The sequence below is a fragment of the Klebsiella sp. V115_8 genome (assembly GCF_029967715.1).
GTDB lineage: Bacteria > Pseudomonadota > Gammaproteobacteria > Enterobacterales > Enterobacteriaceae > Klebsiella > Klebsiella quasipneumoniae.
Genome location: NZ_JASCAR010000022.1, coordinates 170,784 through 185,960, shown reverse-complemented (window position 1 = coordinate 185,960; position 15,177 = coordinate 170,784). Strand labels below are relative to the sequence as shown.

Genomic DNA, 15,177 nt, shown 5'->3' with positions numbered 1-15,177 from the left:
CAGGCGCTAGTTACGCCGTTCGAAAGCTAGCGCTTTGCGCTCCACCAGGCGCATCAACAGGGTCAGCAACCCGTTGACGATGAGATAAATAATCCCGGCGGCGCCGAACACCATCACGTCGTAGGTCCGTCCGTACAGCAGCTGGCCGTGACCCATCACTTCCATCAGGGTGATGGTGTAGGCCAGAGAGGTACTTTTGAACACCAGCACCACTTCGTTGGAGTAGGACGACAGCGCGCGTTTAAAGGCGTACGGCAGCAGGATCGCCAGGGTATCCTTTTTACTCATCCCCAGCGCGCTGCACGACTGCCATTGCCCGTCGGGGATCGCCCGGATGGCGCCGTAAAACAGCTGGGTGGTATAGGCGGCGCTGTTAAGCGACAGGGCGATCAGGGCGCACAGCCACGGCTCGGAGATAAGATGCCACAGCCATGGATATTCCTGCAGCGAAGGAAACTGCCCGGGGCCATAGTAGATCAGGAAGATCTGCACCAGCAGCGGCGTACCGGTAAACAGGGTGATGTAGCCGCGCACTATCCACACCAGCCCCGGCGTCTTCAGCGTCAGGATAATGGTAAAGATCAGCGACAGGATCAGCGCCACGATAATCGACGCCACGGTCAGCGTCAGGCTGGTATGCAGGCCTTTCAGCAGTTCGGGTAAGTAGTCGAGCATCAGCCTGGTCTCCGTTCGAAGCGCGTCGCACGCTGGTCAATCCGCTTAAGGATGTATTGACTCAACAGGGTGATGACGAGATAGATTGCTGCGGCAATGATATACCAGTTAAAGGGCTCCTGAGTGCGGGTGGCGATGCTTTTGGTCTGCAGCATCAGATCGTTGACGCTGATCAGGCTCACCAGCGCGGTGTCCTTCAGCAGCACCAGCCACTGGTTGCCGAGACCGGGCAGGGCATGGCGCCACATCTGCGGCATCACCAGGCGGAAGAAAATGGCCGCTTTCGACAGCCCCAGCGCCTGGCCGGACTCCCACTGACCCTGCGGAACGGCTTTCAGCGCGCCGCGCAGCGTTTGCGAGGCGTAGGCGGCATACAGCAGCGACAGGGCGATCGCCCCGCAGAGGAACGGACTGACGTCAAAGTTCTCAATCTGCATCTGCACCGGGATCTGCGTGAACCCGAGCGGGATGGTGAAACCGTCAGAGAGCGTCAGCAGCAGCTGGGACGAGCCGAAATAGATAAACAGCACCACCAGAATTTCCGGTAGGCCGCGCAGAATGGTCACAATGCCGGTTGCAAGCCAGGCTACCGGGCGCCATTTCACTGACTCCAGTACCGCGAAGAGCATCGCCAGGACGAGGCCGATGGCGAGCGCGCAAACGGCAAGGCCGACGGTCATCCCGGCGGCGCTTGCTAATGGAAAAATTTCGTTCATTCAGTCTTACTTCTGGAACCATTTGTTATAGATGGTCTGGTAAGTGCCGTCTTTCTTCACTTTTTCCAGCGCAGCGTTAAATTTCTGCTGCAGGTCGGTGTTGCCCTGACGCACGGCAATGCCCAGCCCGGTGCCGAAATAGGCTTTGTCGGTCACTTTATCGCCCACGGCCGCCAGCTTCGGATTGCTCTTCAGCCATTCGGTGACCACGGCGGTATCACCGAAGACTGCGTCAATACGACCGTTCTGCAGATCCAGCTTCGCATTCTGGTAGCTGTCGTAAGGCACGGTGGTGATTTCCGGATGTTTATCCGTGATAAATTTCTGGTGGGTGGTGCCGTTCTGTACGCCCACTTTTTTGCCCTTCAGCTGGTCAATGCTGGTGAACTTGCCCTGCTGACCGACGAACAGCGCCGAGTTGTCATAATACGGGGTGGAGAACAGGACCTGCTTTTCACGCTCAGGCGTGATGTCCATCCCGGCCATGACCGCGTCGAAACGGCGGAATTTCAGGCCCGGGATCAGGCTGTCAAAGGCCTGGTTGGTAAAGGTACAGGTGGCGTCGATCTCTTTACACAGCGCGTTAGCCAGATCCACATCGAAACCGACGATCTGGTTGTTGGCATCCACCAGCTCAAACGGAGGGTAGGAGGCCTCGGTGGCGAAACGAATGGTTTGCGCGGCGGAAGCGGAGAGGCTCATGCCTGCGAGCAGGGCGGCAATCAGTACTTTTTTCATCGTCATTTCCCCGAAAAACATCAGTGTGAAAGATAGTTTTTAAACGCGTCAGTTTGCGGATGCGTGAAGCAGGAGGCATCCCCTTGCTCGACGATATGGCCATTTTCCATATACACCACCCGGCTGGCCGTCTTGCGCGCCACTTCAACTTCATGGGTGACGATAACCTGGGTGATGCCGGTTTCAGCCAGCTCGCGGATGATGCTAACGATCTGGGCGGTGATTTCCGGGTCGAGCGCCGCGGTAGGCTCATCGAACAACAGAACCTGCGGCTCCATCATCAGCGCGCGGGCGATCGCCACACGCTGCTGCTGACCGCCGGATAAATGCAGCGGGTAACGATCGCTGTAGGGCTTCAGACGCAGGCGCTCCAGCAGCTTCTCAGCGCGAGCCAGCGCCTGATCCTTGCTTAACCCCAGTACGCGACAGGGGGCCTCGATCAGGTTCTGCTGTACCGTCAGGTGCGGCCACAGGTTGTACTGCTGAAAGACCATGCCGACGTTCTGCCGCAGTTCGCGAATCGCTTTATCGGACGGCGCTCTGGTGAAGTCGAAATGGTTACCGGCGATGGTTAATGAACCGGAACGCGGCATCTCCAGCAGGTTGAGTACGCGCAGCAGCGAGCTCTTCCCGGCACCGCTGGGGCCGAGCAGCACCAGCGTTTCCCCCTGCGGGCAATCCAGCGTGATGTCGAACAGCGCCTGGTGCGCGCCGTAGAAGCAATTAATGCCGTTTAGTTTAATACTCATCTGGGCAGTCTGATACGAATAGCTATTGAGGCCGCAAATACTACCTTTGGCAGAATAGTTATGCAATATTTATGCGTTAAAAGTTAAATCTAAACCACGTTTAGCTTTAAAGTTAGCACAAAATATTGCCTGGTGGGTGAGGGGGGAGTAAATGTCGGCATTCTCGGGGCGAATACCGACATTTTACCGGGGTTATCGTTTCAGCGACGTTGCTTCAACTCCGGAACTAACGTTTCTCCAGACTCTGTCGCAACGTCCCGGCCGGCGCGTGGCTGTTGTTGCCGAGATAGCGAACGTCATCGACGGCCCAGCACTGGCCTTCCTGGATCATCAGCACTTCGTCTTTCCAGCTCTGGGTTCCCTGCTTCAGCTCCACGCGCAGCGGAATGTTGCGCGCATCGCGATTAGGGATGGTTGAGGCGCTGGCGACGACGGCGCTGTCCGCCGGGGTGCTGCTGCTGGAGAACAGGTTAGCCTGCAGCAGTTTGCTGTTGGCCGGATCCTGACGGGCGTCATTGAGTAACTTCGCCAGGCCGTCGCTGAGATAGGGGCGCAGCGCCGCCGGATCCTGCGTACGGTTCTGGAGCTGGGTGTCGTAGAATTTTTGCGCTACGTCGTCAGGGCCGCCTTCGACACAGGGGCCGCTGCGGGTGCCATTATCTTTATAGGCCGGGGTGACGGTCGTACAGGCGCTGAGCGCCAGCGCGCAAGGGAGAAGTGCTGCAAGAAGTTTGTAGCGCATGATGATTTCCTTATAAGCGAACTACGTTTTCAGTTTCCGTTAAAGCATAGCGTATAGCGTACGGATTGTACTTGACGCAAAGAGCTAAGACCTTGATGTGACTACGGCCTTAGGGCAGGACATCGACAGGGGAGATCGCTGTATGATATTAAGGCAGGAAAATCTGGGGGCCGTTTAAAAATAAACAGACTTTTTGGGCAAACAAGAAACATTACCCGGGCAATATGATAATGTTTCTTGAAATATAAGATTAATTACTTCTTCTTATAGATGTTAGCGGAGATGTGCAGTTTTTTATCGGTATTACCGGAAGAGAGCACGATAACGTCTGCGCCTTTCTCATCGGCCTTTTTAATCAGTTCTTCACGGGCATCGCTGGGTGCAGTCTGACCGGTAGAAGAAATGGTACCGATTTTAGTATATTGCGTATGGACCTTATCGAAGGCTTCTTTCGTTAAAATTTCTGCAGAGAAGGCGTTCGCCGTTAAAAACAATGCTGCACCTGCCACTAAAGCTGCATATTTCATATTTTTAGACTCCATTGTTTATCTTGCTATCATCATGCTCTTGTTTTATCTCACCAATGAGCGGTTTCAGATTGTACTAACACCGTTTTTTTTTCAAGTGGAATACTGCAATTTTATGACGGTTAGTTAACTCTTTTTTAAAGAAAAGATGACGTATTTCGCATTGATAATGCTTGCTTTTTTTTGCCGGATACACATAGGGAGAGGACCAGACCCTTTTCATCTGACGTTAGCAGAAAATCAGCTTAAGGCGCCGGGGCAGAAAGGGGGGCAGCGTTGACAGACATTCCCGGAAACATGGTTTATCATAAAGCAAAGCAGGGTCTGCGCCCATGGTCATGCAGGTCACCAGGGAGATAAGATGTTAACAAATAAGCAAGAGGGCGTCCGCCAGCTGCGAACCGAGCTGTGGGCCACCAGAGATAATGTCCAGCGCCATGCGCTATCCATGAGTATGCCCTGGCTGGCCTTTGTCAATATCGCTTTTGCGTTAATGGTTTTCTTCCGCAATTTTATCTTTACTCATTTTGATAAGAAGCTGTTAACGCACCAGGCGGTTATTCCTTATGTCGAAGTCGCGCTGATCGCGGTTATTATTATTTCGGTAATTTTAGCCATTATTGCCGTCACGCCGCGCCTGGCGCAGGGGCGCTATACGTTGAGCATTATCACCGGCCTGCAGCTGGCACTCAGCCTGTGCTGGTCCCTGAGTAATTACTGTTTCATCTTTTTCTGGACACTGCCCTTCGCCTGGCCGCTGCTGGTGATATTAATGACCACCGGCCTCGCCGCGCTGTATCACCATTGGCCCGGCATTATCGCTTTTTTGCTTCCGCTATGGGGAACCGCCTTGCTGGCGGGACTACAGATCCACCCTCACACTGAGGTCCGCTTTTTGATCCTGTGGGGCATTTTTACGGCGATTTTACTCTATGGCAGGCGTATTCTTAAGCGCTGGTATGATGAGGCCTGGAATACGCATCAGGAAAATATGCGGCTTATTCAGCGGCTGGAAAGTATTGCCAACCAGGATGCATTAACCGGGACCGCGAATCGCCGGGCGCTGAATGCCTATCTGGCGGAGATTTGGCAGCAAAAAACGCCGTTGGCGCTGATGATGATCGACGTCGATTACTTTAAGCGTTACAACGACCACTATGGCCATCAGGCTGGCGACGATTGCTTATCGACTGTCGCCCAGGTGCTTAAAATGGCGGTACGGGCCGAGGGCGATCTGGTCGCCCGCTACGGCGGCGAAGAGTTTGTCATCGCCCTGCCGGGGGTTTCCTTAGCGCGAGCCACCTCCATTGCCGAGCGCATTCAGCAGAAAATTAGCGAGGCGGCGATCCCCCATGAGGCTTCGGCGGTGGCCTCGGTGGTGACCGTCAGTATGGGGGTCGTCGCCTCCGACGGCACGGTTCCGATGGAGACGCTGATCGCCCGGGCGGACAGCGCGCTGTACCAGGCGAAAAATAAAGGACGAAATCGATGGTCTTATTAACCCGGAGACGCTGCCGGGCAAGGATGAAAGAATGACACGGATTGCGCTGATCGCGCTGCTGGCGTTACTGCTAAGCGGCTGTGCCGGCGAAAAAGGGATTATCGATCGCGATGGATACCAGCTGGACACCCGCCATCCGGCGCAGGCGGCCTATCCGCGAATAAAAGTGCTGGTGATCCACTATACGGCAGACAACTTTGATACTTCTCTGGCGACCCTGACCGATAAAGAGGTCAGCTCCCACTATTTAATTCCTGAACAGCCGCCGCGCCACCATAATAAACCGCGGATCTGGCAGCTGGTGCCGGAAGAGGATCTGGCTTGGCACGCCGGTGTAAGCTACTGGCGCGGCAGCACGCGCATCAACGATACTTCCATCGGTATTGAACTGGAAAACCGCGGCTGGCAGAAGACCGCGGGAGGTAAAAGCTTTACCCCCTTTCACCCGGAACAGATCGCGGCCCTGATCCCGCTGGCGCGCGATATTATCACCCGCTACCACATCGCGCCGCAGAACGTGGTGGCCCATGCCGATATCGCCCCGCAGCGCAAAGACGATCCGGGGCCGTTGTTCCCCTGGCAACAGCTGGCGCAGCAGGGGATTGGCGCCTGGCCGGACGAGCAGCGGGTGGCTTTTTATCTGAACGGGCGGCCGCCCAGTGAGCCAGTGGACCCTGAGGAGGTGCTGGATTTGCTGGCGCGCTATGGCTATCAGGTCACGCCGGAGATGACTCCCGCGCAGAAGAAACGGGTAATTATCGCCTTCCAGATGCACTTCCGCCCCCAGCGCTGGGATGGCGTAGCGGATGCGCAAACCGAAGCGATAGCCGAGGCGCTGTTAGAGAAATATGGCCAGGGTTAGCGGTGAAGTTTACCGTGGTCGCGTAACCAGGCGGCGGTACGCACAATCCCGTCGTCCAGCGTCACCACCGGCTGATAGCCCAGCTCATCCTGCGCGCGCGTGATATCGAGCGTAAAATCAAAATTAAGTTTAGAGACGCCGTAGTGGGTAAAGGCCGGCTCTTTGGCCGTTTTATCGCCAAAACGCTCCATGCTGCGGGCGATAATATCCAGCATCGGGTAGGGAACTGAACGGATCCGGCATTTGATGCCCAGCTCATCGATCAGTTTCTGCACGATGCTGCGCAGGGTGCGCGGTTCGCCATTGCTGATATTCCACGCGCGGGCGGAGGGAAGGTGATCGCAGGTCGGCTGGCTCGCCAGCCACATCGCGTGGACGGCATTTTCATAATAGGTCATATCGACCAGCGCGCTGCCGCCCCGCGGCAACAGGACGCTGCCGTAGTGCTGCATCATTTGCGCCAGCCGGGGAATAAAGACTTTATCGTGCGGCCCGAACAGGCTCTGCGGGCGCAAAATGGTAAAACGGGTGTGCGGGTTGGCCTGCGCCAGCAGGTTGATCACCTCTTCGCTGGCCGCCTTGCTGCGGGCAAACTCATTGGCGAAGCGGTGCGGGCGGAAATCTTCCTGAATATCGCGATGGTGGTGATAATCAAAATAGAGCGAGGGCGAAGAGATATGGACGAAATTGCGTACGCCCCATGCTACCGACCATTCGCCGAGGCGGCGGGTGGCGCGGACGTTAGCGAGATCGAAAGCCTGCTGCGTGCCCCAGGGCGAGGTGAAACTTGAGCAGTGCCACAGGGTATCGATACCGGCGAGCATCACTTTAGCCTGCGAAGAGACCAGCTCGGTTAAATCTGCCGGGATGAATTCCGCCCCCATTTTGCTCAGAAGCTTACCCATCGCTTCGTTGCGCCCGGTCGCTCGCACGCTGATGCCCTTGTTGCGCAGATATTCCACTGCGTTGCGGCCTAATCCGCTGGTCGCACCGGTAACCAGTACCTTCATATTACTCTACTGTCCCAGAAAAGAATTTCGTGCGCATTTTTCCGTGATTCTCCCGACTATGCAATGAGAATCATGAAAGAATAATGCTTATCCTTCGACTCTGCCTGAGATTTGTTCGGCCAACCGGGCGATGCGTTGCGCCATACCGCGGAAAATAAACAGGTGCGCCGGGATCATCAGCAGCCAGTAGACCAGGCCCGGCATACCGTGCGGGTGCCACCAGGCGCGAACGTCCAGTTCACGACGATCGCCTTTATCGGTAATGGTAAAGCTTAACCGGCCCAGTCCCGGCGCTTTCATGCCGAACAGCAAAGTGAGCTGTTTTTCTTCCTCCACGATAATCACCTTCCAGCTGTCGACCGTATCGCCGGTCTGCAGATAGTCGCGCTGCGGTCGCCCTTTGGCCAGCCGGTGGCCGACCAGCAGATCCATCGCGCCGCGGGTTTTCCACAGCAGATTGCCGAAAAAATATCCCTCTTTACCGCCGATTTGGTTAACGACCTGCCACAGGGCTTTGCGGCTCGCCTGAGTGGTGATGGTGCAGCCTGCCTGTTTCGGATAATAGCCATACTCCGGTCGCCAGCGGGCGAAAGCCTGGGCGTCGTAGCCCCAGTCGCTGGAGTTTACCAGCTGCTCTTCTTCTTTCAGGGTGCGGCGAACCGCCTGATCGAAGGGGATCAGCGTTTGCGGGATCAGCGCCCGCAGCGTCCGGTCATCGGCGATCAGATCGTGCTTCAACCCCTGAATTAGCGCTTTGGCGATGGTCGGCGGCACCGAGGTGATGACATTGAGGAACCACACCGAGATCCAGCGCGTCGGCAGGGGAATCGGAATGAGCGGGCGGTGTTTGCCGCTGACGGCCATAAAGCGAATGAACTGCTGCTGATAGCTTAACACCTCCGGACCGGCGGCTTCGAAGACGCAGTGCGCGTCGGAAGGGTGATTCAGTAGCTCAACGAGGTCAACGAGCAGGTTTTCCAGCGCGACAGGGGTGGTACGCGAACGCACCCAGCGCGGGGGGGTCAGCACCGGCAGGTTATAGACCATGTCGCGCATCACCTCGAAGGCGGCGGAGCCGGCGCCGACGATAATTCCGGCCCGCAGCTCGGTTACCGGCACGCCCGACTCGCGCAGGAGATCGCCGGTGACCTGACGAGCGCGCAGATGGTCGGACTGCTCCTGCGCTGGAGCCTGCAGCGAGCTGAGAAAGATAATCTGACGCACCGGCGTCTGGCGCAGGGCATCGCGAACATGCGTCGCCACCCGACGCTCATGGGCGATAAAATCGCCGCCTTCGCCCATGCCGTGTACCAGATAGTAAAGGGTATCGATACCTGTGAGCAGCGCAGGCAGAGCCTGCGGCTGATTGAGATCGACTGACCGGCAGGTGACGCCGGGCAAAGCGAGTTTTTGCAGTCGGTCGGTATGGCGCGCCGCCGCCAGCACCGGATAACCCCGTGCGCTTAATTCGCGGACTAAATGCTGACCAATATAGCCGCTGGCGCCGAGCACCAAAACCGATTGCGACACGCCTGACTCCTTAGCGTTGTAAAAAAGCCTGCCAGTGGGCGACCACTTCGCTCAACTGCTGACGATTGACATCCAGGTGAGTGACCAGACGGACGATGGGCGAGGCGTTGATCAGCACGCCGCGCGCCTGCATAAACTCGCCGAGCGCCCGGGCCTGTTCATCACCGACGCGAACGAACAGCATGTTGGTATCGTGACGGGTGACGTCGGCGCCGATGGCGCGCAGCTGATCCGCCATCCACGCGGCGTTATCATGATCCTCCTGCAGGCGCTGCACGTTATTTTTCAGCGCGTACAGCCCGGCGGCGGCCAGAATGCCCGCCTGGCGCATCCCGCCGCCGACCATTTTCCGCCAGCGAACGGCGCGGCGAATGTACGCCTCACTGCCGACCAGCAGCGAGCCAACCGGGGTGCCAAGCCCCTTTGACAGGCAGATGGTGAAGGAGTCGCAGTACTGGGCGATATCGCGCAGCTCACAGCCGTAGGCGACCACGGCGTTAAAGATGCGCGCGCCGTCGACGTGCAGCGCCAGATCGCGCTGGCGGGTAAACGCCCAGGCTTCCTGGAGATAGTCGCGCGGCAGCACCTTACCGTTATGGGTGTTTTCCAGGCTCAGCAGGCGGGTCGGGGCAAAATGGATATCGTCAGGTTTGATTTTCGCTGCGACTTTATCCAGCGGCAGCGAGCCGTCCGCCGCGGCGTCAATCGGCTGCGGCTGAATACTGCCGAGAACCGCCGCCCCGCCGGCTTCGTACAGATAGTTATGCGCCCCCTGGCCGACGATATACTCTTCGCCGCGCTGGCAGTGGCTGAGCAGGCCGACGAGGTTGGCCTGGGTGCCGGTGGGCAGAAACAGCGCCGCCTCTTTGCCGGCCAGGTCGGCGGCGTAGCGCTGAAGTTCATTGACGGTAGGGTCGTCGCCATACACATCGTCCCCGACCGGGGCGGCCATCATGGCTTCCAACATGGCGCGCCCGGGACGGGTAACGGTATCACTGCGCAGATCGATCACGGCTTTTCCTTGTTCTGGTTCAGAGTATTGCTTCTGTTTTACCTGAGCCAGTTGGTTTTCGCCAGTTCGATGACTTCATCGCCGCGCCCGCTGATGATCGCCCGCAGCATATACAGGCTAAAGCCTTTCGCCTGCTCCAGCTTGATCTGCGGCGGGATCGCCAGCTCCTCTTTGGCGACCACGACGTCGACCAGCACCGGACCGTCGGTGCGGAAGGCGGTCTGCAGCGCTTCATCCACCTCGGCGGCTTTCTCAACGCGAATACCTTTAATACCGCAGGCTTCGGCGATGCGGGCGAAGTTGGTGTCGTGCAGCTCTGTGCCGTCGGTGAGATAGCCCCCGGCCTTCATCTCCATCGCCACGAAACCCAGCACGCTGTTGTTAAAGATGATAATTTTCACCGGCAGCTTCATCTGCGCCAGCGACAGAAAATCCCCCATCAGCATGCTAAACCCGCCGTCGCCGCACATGGCCACCACCTGACGCTCCGGCGCGGTGGCTTTGGCGCCAATGGCCTGCGGCATGGCGTTGGCCATGGAGCCGTGGTTGAATGAACCCAGCAGGCGGCGTTTGCCGTTCATCTTGAGATAGCGTGCCGCCCAGACGGTCGGGGTGCCGACATCGCAGGTGAAAATGGCGTCTTCATCGGCAAAATGGCTGATCTGCTGCGCCAGATATTGCGGGTGGATCGCCTTCTCGCTGGGCTTCGCCAGATCGTCGAGTCCTTTTCGCGCGTCGCGATAGTGCTCCAGCGCCTTATCGAGGAAGCGGCGATCGGTTTTCTCTTCCAGCAGCGGCAGCAGCGCCTTTAACGTTGATTTGATGTCGCCCACCAGCGCCATATCAACCTTACTGTGCGCGCCGATGCTGCCGGGGTTAATGTCGATCTGAATAATTTTGGCGTCGGTCGGATAGAAGGCGCGATAGGGGAACTGGGTGCCGAGCAGGATCAGGGTGTCGGCATTCATCATGGTGTGGAAGCCAGAAGAGAAGCCAATCAGCCCGGTCATGCCCACATCATACGGGTTGTCATACTCCACATGCTCTTTACCGCGCAGCGCATGGACGATGGGGGCTTTAATTTTTGCTGCGAACTCCACCAGCTCCTGGTGGGCGCCGGCGCAGCCGCTACCGCACATGAGCGCGATATTGCTGGAGTAGCGGATAAGCTGCGCCAGCTTGCGCAGCTCCTCGTCGGCCGGGGAGACCGTCGGCAACGGCGCATGGTACCAGTGGCTGCTGGCGCTCTCCGGGGCGGCTTTCAGCGCCACGTCGCCGGGCAGAACCACCACCGATACGCCGCGGTTAATCACCGCCTTACGCATCGCCACCGCCAGCACCTGCGGGATCTGCTCCGGGGTGGAGACCAGCTCGCAGTAGTGGCTGCATTCGCGGAACAGCTCCTGGGGATGGGTCTCCTGGAAATAGCCGCTGCCAATCTCGCTGGAAGGGATGTGGGCGGCAATCGCCAGCACCGGGACATGGTTGCGGTGACAGTCAAACAGACCGTTGATCAGGTGCAGGTTACCCGGACCGCAGGAACCGGCGCAGACCGCCAGTTCGCCGGTCAGTTGCGCCTCCGCGCCGGCGGCGAAAGCGGCGACCTCTTCGTGCCGGGTGGCCATCCAGTCGATGGTGCCCATGCGGTTCAGGCTATCGCTCAATCCATTGAGGGAATCGCCGGTGACGCCCCAGATACGTTTCACGCCGGCCTGTTCCAGCGTTTTGGCAATGTATGCGGCCACGGTTTGTTTCATGATCTCCATCTCCTTTTTTTGATAACGCCTTCAAGCTTAGATGAAACTGCAGCGTACGTTGCCGATTTCCCTCAATTTTTCGCTGGTTTTATTGCTGAAGTATTGGGCATACTCTGGGGTCTCACAGGGTGTAAAACAGGAAGCACATCAAATGGTTAAGGGATTGTTAAACACAGTAAACAGAACGCTGTCGCATGAAGATGCCGGTAAACTCTTGTTACGACTCGCCGTCGGCGGGTTAATGCTGTTTCACGGTTTGCACAAGCTGCTGGATGGCGTGGACGGCATTAGCGGGATGCTGGTGGCGAAGGGGTTGCCGGGGTTTATCGCCTACGGTGTGCTGGTGGGGGAAGTGGTTGCCCCCTGTTTGTTGATTGTCGGCATCCTGACGCGCCCAGCGGCGCTGGTGTTGGCTTTCACCATGGTAGTGGCGTGGCTGATGGTCGGTCTCGGCAAGACGTTTGCGCTTGATGCGGTGGGCGCGTGGGCGATTGAGAATCTGGTCTATTTCTTTGTTGGCGCGCTGGCGATTGCGCTTTTGGGCGCCGGGCGTTACTCGCTGGCCGGTCAGTCGGTCTGGCGATAGCCATGCGCCGAAAGGCGGAACAACTGCGTACGACGTAAAGCAGATACAGAGGCCGGATAAGCATAGCGTCATCCGGCCTTTTAAGGTCAGGCCAGAACCAGATCGCCCAGCGGGTGACAGGAGCAGGCCAGCACATAGCCGTCGGCGATTTCGCCGTCGGTCAGCGTCATGGTGCTGGTGACGCTATACTCCCCGGAAACGACTCTGGTTTTGCAGCAGCCGCAGACGCCGGCGCGGCAGGCGACGGTCACCGGCACCTGATTGCTCTCCAGCGCATCGAGCAGGGTGGTGCCCACCGGCGCGTAAAATTCTCGCGCCGGCTGCAGTTTGGTGAATTTCAGCCCGCTGGTGGCGGCCTCCGCCACCGGGGTGAAGAACTTCTCCTTAAAGAAGCGGGTAACACCCAGGGCGGCAACGTCCTGTTCAACTTTCTCCATATACGGCGCTGGCCCGCAGGTCATCACGGTGCGGCTGGCGATATCCGGTACGCTCTGCAGTAGTTCCGGGGTCAGACGGCCGGCGACAAAACCGTGCGTCGCGTGGTGCTCCGCCACCAGGGTAACCGGATAGTTGCGCAACTCTTCGGCAAAGATCACATCCTCCGGCGAACGAACGCTATAGATCACCTGCACGTCGGCCTGCGGACGGTACTTCGCCAGCCAGCGGCGCATCGACATGATCGGCGTGACGCCGCAGCCAGCGGCCAGCAGCAGGAACTTATCATCCGCTTTATCCTCGCAGGTGAAATCCCCCATCGCGTCGGACAGCCAGATATAGTCGCCGCGCTTTACGTCGCGGGTGAGCCACTGTGAGCCCGCGCCATCGTCAATACGGCGAACGGTCAACGTAATATATTCGCTGACGCCCGGCGTGGACGAAATAGTGTAAGCGCGCAGGGTCTCTGCCGAATGACGCACGCTGACCAGGGCGTACTGCCCGGCACGGTACGGATAATAGTCATGGCAGAGCAATGAAACGGTCCACACATCCGGCGTTTCCTGATGGATGTGATGCACCTGCATTCGCCACGGGCATTGTGAGGTTGGCATGGTCATCAGGGACTCCTTACGCGCTCAGCAGCAGCTGCATATCTTGTTCCACGGTGGTCACGGAACGCAGACCAAACTTCTCATTGAGGATAGCCAGCAGATCCGGAGTGAAGAAGCCAGGCGCCGTCGGGCCGGTGACAATGTTTTTCACGCCGAGAGACAGCAGCGTCAGCAGGATGACGATCGCTTTCTGCTCGAACCAGGAAAGCACCAGCGACAGCGGCAGATCGTTGACGCCGCAGCCCAGTTTTTCCGCCAGCGTGACCGCCAGAATAATCGCCGAGTAGGCATCGTTGCACTGCCCGGCATCCACCAGACGCGGCAGGCCTTCGATATCGCCGAAGTCCAGCTTGTTGAAGCGGTATTTACCGCAGGCCAGGGTCAGGATCAGGCAGTCGTCCGGCACGCTGGTGGCGAAATCGGTGAAATAGTTACGTTCCCCGCGGGCGCCATCGCAGCCGCCGACGAGGAAAATGTGACGCAGTTTTTCCCGGCTGACCAGATCGATCAGTGTGTCCGCCGCGCCGAGCAGGGTCTGACGGCCAAAGCCGACGGTGATCAGATGCGGGATCTCGCTGTACGGGAAGCCCGCCATCTGCTGCGCCTGGGCGATAACCGGCGCGAAGTCTTCACCTTCCAGGTGGTTCACGCCCGGCCAGCCGACGATGCTGCGGGTCCAGATACGATCGTCGTAGGCGCCGACTGTGGGGTCGATGATGCAGTTAGAGGTCATGACGATGGGGCCCGGGAAGCGGGCGAACTCCACCTGCTGGTTCTGCCAGCCGCTGCCGTAGTTCCCAATCAGGTGTTTGAATTTACGCAGCTCCGGATAGCCGTGCGCCGGCAGCATTTCCCCGTGGGTATAGACGTTAACGCCGGTGCCTTCGGTCTGCTCCAGCAGGTTATAGAGATCTTTCAGGTCATGGCCGGAGATCAGGATGCACTTGCCCTCGGTCGCTTTAACGTTGACCTGGGTTGGGGTCGGATGACCGTATTTGCTGGTCTCACCGGCGTCCAGAATGCTCATGACTTTGAAGTTCATCTGGCCGATCTCCATTGAGCACTCCAGCAGCGCGTTCATATCGGCAGGCCAGGTACCCAGCCATGCCATGATTTTATGGTACTGGGCGTAGATGTCGTTGTCGTACTGGCCGAGAACGTGCGCGTGCTCCATATAAGCCGCAGCGCCTTTCAGGCCGTACAGGCACAGCAGGCGCAGGCCGAGAATGTTCTCGCCGATGGCCGCTTTGTCTTTGTTCGGGGTAAATTCCGCCGCCTGACGCTGCAGGTCGCCCAGATCGTCGCTAGCCAGTTGCAGAGCGGCCATCGGATTGTTAACCGTCGCGTGGGCATCAATGTTCAGGCACTGCGCTTTAAGCGCTTCACGCATGGCGATAGCCTGGCGCGCATAGCCAACGATACGCGGGGAGTCGAAGTTAACGTTAGTCAGCGTAGAGAAAAAAGCGCGCGGCGCAAAGCTATCGACGTCGTGGTCGATAATGCCATATTCGCGGGCCTTGAGCGCCCAGGCGGAGAGGCCTTGCAGTGACGCAATCAGCAGATCCTGCAGATCGGAGGTTTCCGCTGTTTTACCGCACATCCCTTGCGCGTAAGAGCAGCCGTTGCCGGCCGGGGTACGAATGGTTTGTTCACATTGCACACAAAACATGGTCACACCTTTAAAGTTATATTTGATATACATGTTTAAGGTTATGCCCGAGCG

15 protein-coding genes are annotated in these 15,177 nt (G+C 58.0%); 3 read left to right on the top strand and 12 right to left on the bottom strand.

The window, feature by feature from the left end; all coding sequences use genetic code 11:
* Window positions 1–6: 6 nt before the first annotated feature.
* The 6 genes from artM to yahO all read right to left on the bottom strand — a co-directional run bounded on the left by artM (window position 7) and on the right by yahO (window position 4,147).
* Complete coding sequence (gene artM / locus QLG03_RS06890; protein ID WP_004201338.1) at window positions 7–675, bottom strand: arginine ABC transporter permease ArtM; 669 nt, start codon at window positions 673–675, stop codon at window positions 7–9.
* Window positions 675–1,391, bottom strand: coding sequence for an arginine ABC transporter permease ArtQ (gene artQ / locus QLG03_RS06885; RefSeq protein ID WP_023288989.1), 717 nt, complete (start codon window positions 1,389–1,391; stop codon window positions 675–677). The genes artM and artQ overlap by 1 nt, the downstream gene beginning before the upstream one ends.
* Window positions 1,392–1,397: 6 nt before the next feature.
* Window positions 1,398–2,129 carry an arginine ABC transporter substrate-binding protein ArtI gene (gene artI / locus QLG03_RS06880; RefSeq protein WP_002896390.1) on the bottom strand — a complete coding sequence of 244 codons (732 nt, stop codon included), beginning with the start codon at window positions 2,127–2,129 and terminating at the stop codon, window positions 1,398–1,400.
* Window positions 2,130–2,149: 20 nt separating this feature from the next.
* Entirely contained in the window at window positions 2,150–2,878 is a 729-nt protein-coding gene (gene artP, locus QLG03_RS06875; RefSeq protein ID WP_032428704.1) for an arginine ABC transporter ATP-binding protein ArtP, read from the bottom strand.
* 226 nt (window positions 2,879–3,104) lie between these two features.
* On the bottom strand, window positions 3,105–3,620 hold the full coding sequence (locus QLG03_RS06870) for a lipoprotein (RefSeq protein WP_023288991.1): 516 nt from the start codon (window positions 3,618–3,620) through the stop codon (window positions 3,105–3,107).
* A gap of 254 nt (window positions 3,621–3,874) precedes the next feature.
* On the bottom strand, window positions 3,875–4,147 hold the full coding sequence (gene yahO, locus QLG03_RS06865; RefSeq protein ID WP_023288992.1) for a DUF1471 family periplasmic protein YahO: 273 nt from the start codon (window positions 4,145–4,147) through the stop codon (window positions 3,875–3,877).
* A 361-nt stretch (window positions 4,148–4,508) separates the two neighbouring features.
* Between yahO and QLG03_RS06860 the strand changes: the two genes are divergently transcribed.
* The gene (locus QLG03_RS06860) at window positions 4,509–5,648 is read left to right on the top strand and encodes a GGDEF domain-containing protein (protein ID WP_023288993.1); all 1,140 of its coding nucleotides are present in this window, start codon (window positions 4,509–4,511) and stop codon (window positions 5,646–5,648) included.
* A 31-nt stretch (window positions 5,649–5,679) separates the two neighbouring features.
* A complete protein-coding gene (locus tag QLG03_RS06855) occupies window positions 5,680–6,510 on the top strand; it encodes an N-acetylmuramoyl-L-alanine amidase (RefSeq protein ID WP_064158123.1) in 831 nt (276 codons plus the stop codon).
* On the opposite strand, the gene QLG03_RS06850 is transcribed toward QLG03_RS06855, so the two are convergent.
* From QLG03_RS06850 to poxB, 4 genes are all read right to left on the bottom strand, one after another.
* Window positions 6,507–7,520 carry an NAD(P)-dependent oxidoreductase gene (locus QLG03_RS06850; RefSeq protein WP_065881864.1) on the bottom strand — a complete coding sequence of 338 codons (1,014 nt, stop codon included), beginning with the start codon at window positions 7,518–7,520 and terminating at the stop codon, window positions 6,507–6,509. The genes QLG03_RS06855 and QLG03_RS06850 overlap by 4 nt on opposite strands.
* An 87-nt stretch (window positions 7,521–7,607) precedes the next feature.
* On the bottom strand, window positions 7,608–9,050 hold the full coding sequence (locus QLG03_RS06845) for an SDR family oxidoreductase (protein WP_243816967.1): 1,443 nt from the start codon (window positions 9,048–9,050) through the stop codon (window positions 7,608–7,610).
* 10 nt (window positions 9,051–9,060) lie between these two features.
* Window positions 9,061–10,062 carry a low-specificity L-threonine aldolase gene (ltaE, locus tag QLG03_RS06840; protein WP_101989826.1) on the bottom strand — a complete coding sequence of 334 codons (1,002 nt, stop codon included), beginning with the start codon at window positions 10,060–10,062 and terminating at the stop codon, window positions 9,061–9,063.
* Between the two features lie 38 nt (window positions 10,063–10,100).
* Complete coding sequence (gene poxB, locus QLG03_RS06835; RefSeq protein ID WP_023288997.1) at window positions 10,101–11,819, bottom strand: ubiquinone-dependent pyruvate dehydrogenase; 1,719 nt, start codon at window positions 11,817–11,819, stop codon at window positions 10,101–10,103.
* A 151-nt stretch (window positions 11,820–11,970) separates the two neighbouring features.
* Here poxB and QLG03_RS06830 point away from each other — a divergent pair, with 151 nt between their 5' ends.
* Window positions 11,971–12,405, top strand: coding sequence for a DoxX family protein (locus QLG03_RS06830; RefSeq protein WP_032455253.1), 435 nt, complete (start codon window positions 11,971–11,973; stop codon window positions 12,403–12,405).
* 86 nt (window positions 12,406–12,491) lie between these two features.
* Here QLG03_RS06830 and hcr read toward each other — a convergent pair whose 3' ends face one another.
* Both hcr and hcp read right to left on the bottom strand, forming a co-directional pair.
* On the bottom strand, window positions 12,492–13,460 hold the full coding sequence (hcr, locus tag QLG03_RS06825) for an NADH oxidoreductase (RefSeq protein WP_255988127.1): 969 nt from the start codon (window positions 13,458–13,460) through the stop codon (window positions 12,492–12,494).
* Window positions 13,461–13,470: 10 nt separating this feature from the next.
* Complete coding sequence (gene hcp / locus QLG03_RS06820) at window positions 13,471–15,123, bottom strand: hydroxylamine reductase (RefSeq protein ID WP_255988125.1); 1,653 nt, start codon at window positions 15,121–15,123, stop codon at window positions 13,471–13,473.
* Window positions 15,124–15,177 lie beyond the last annotated feature (54 nt).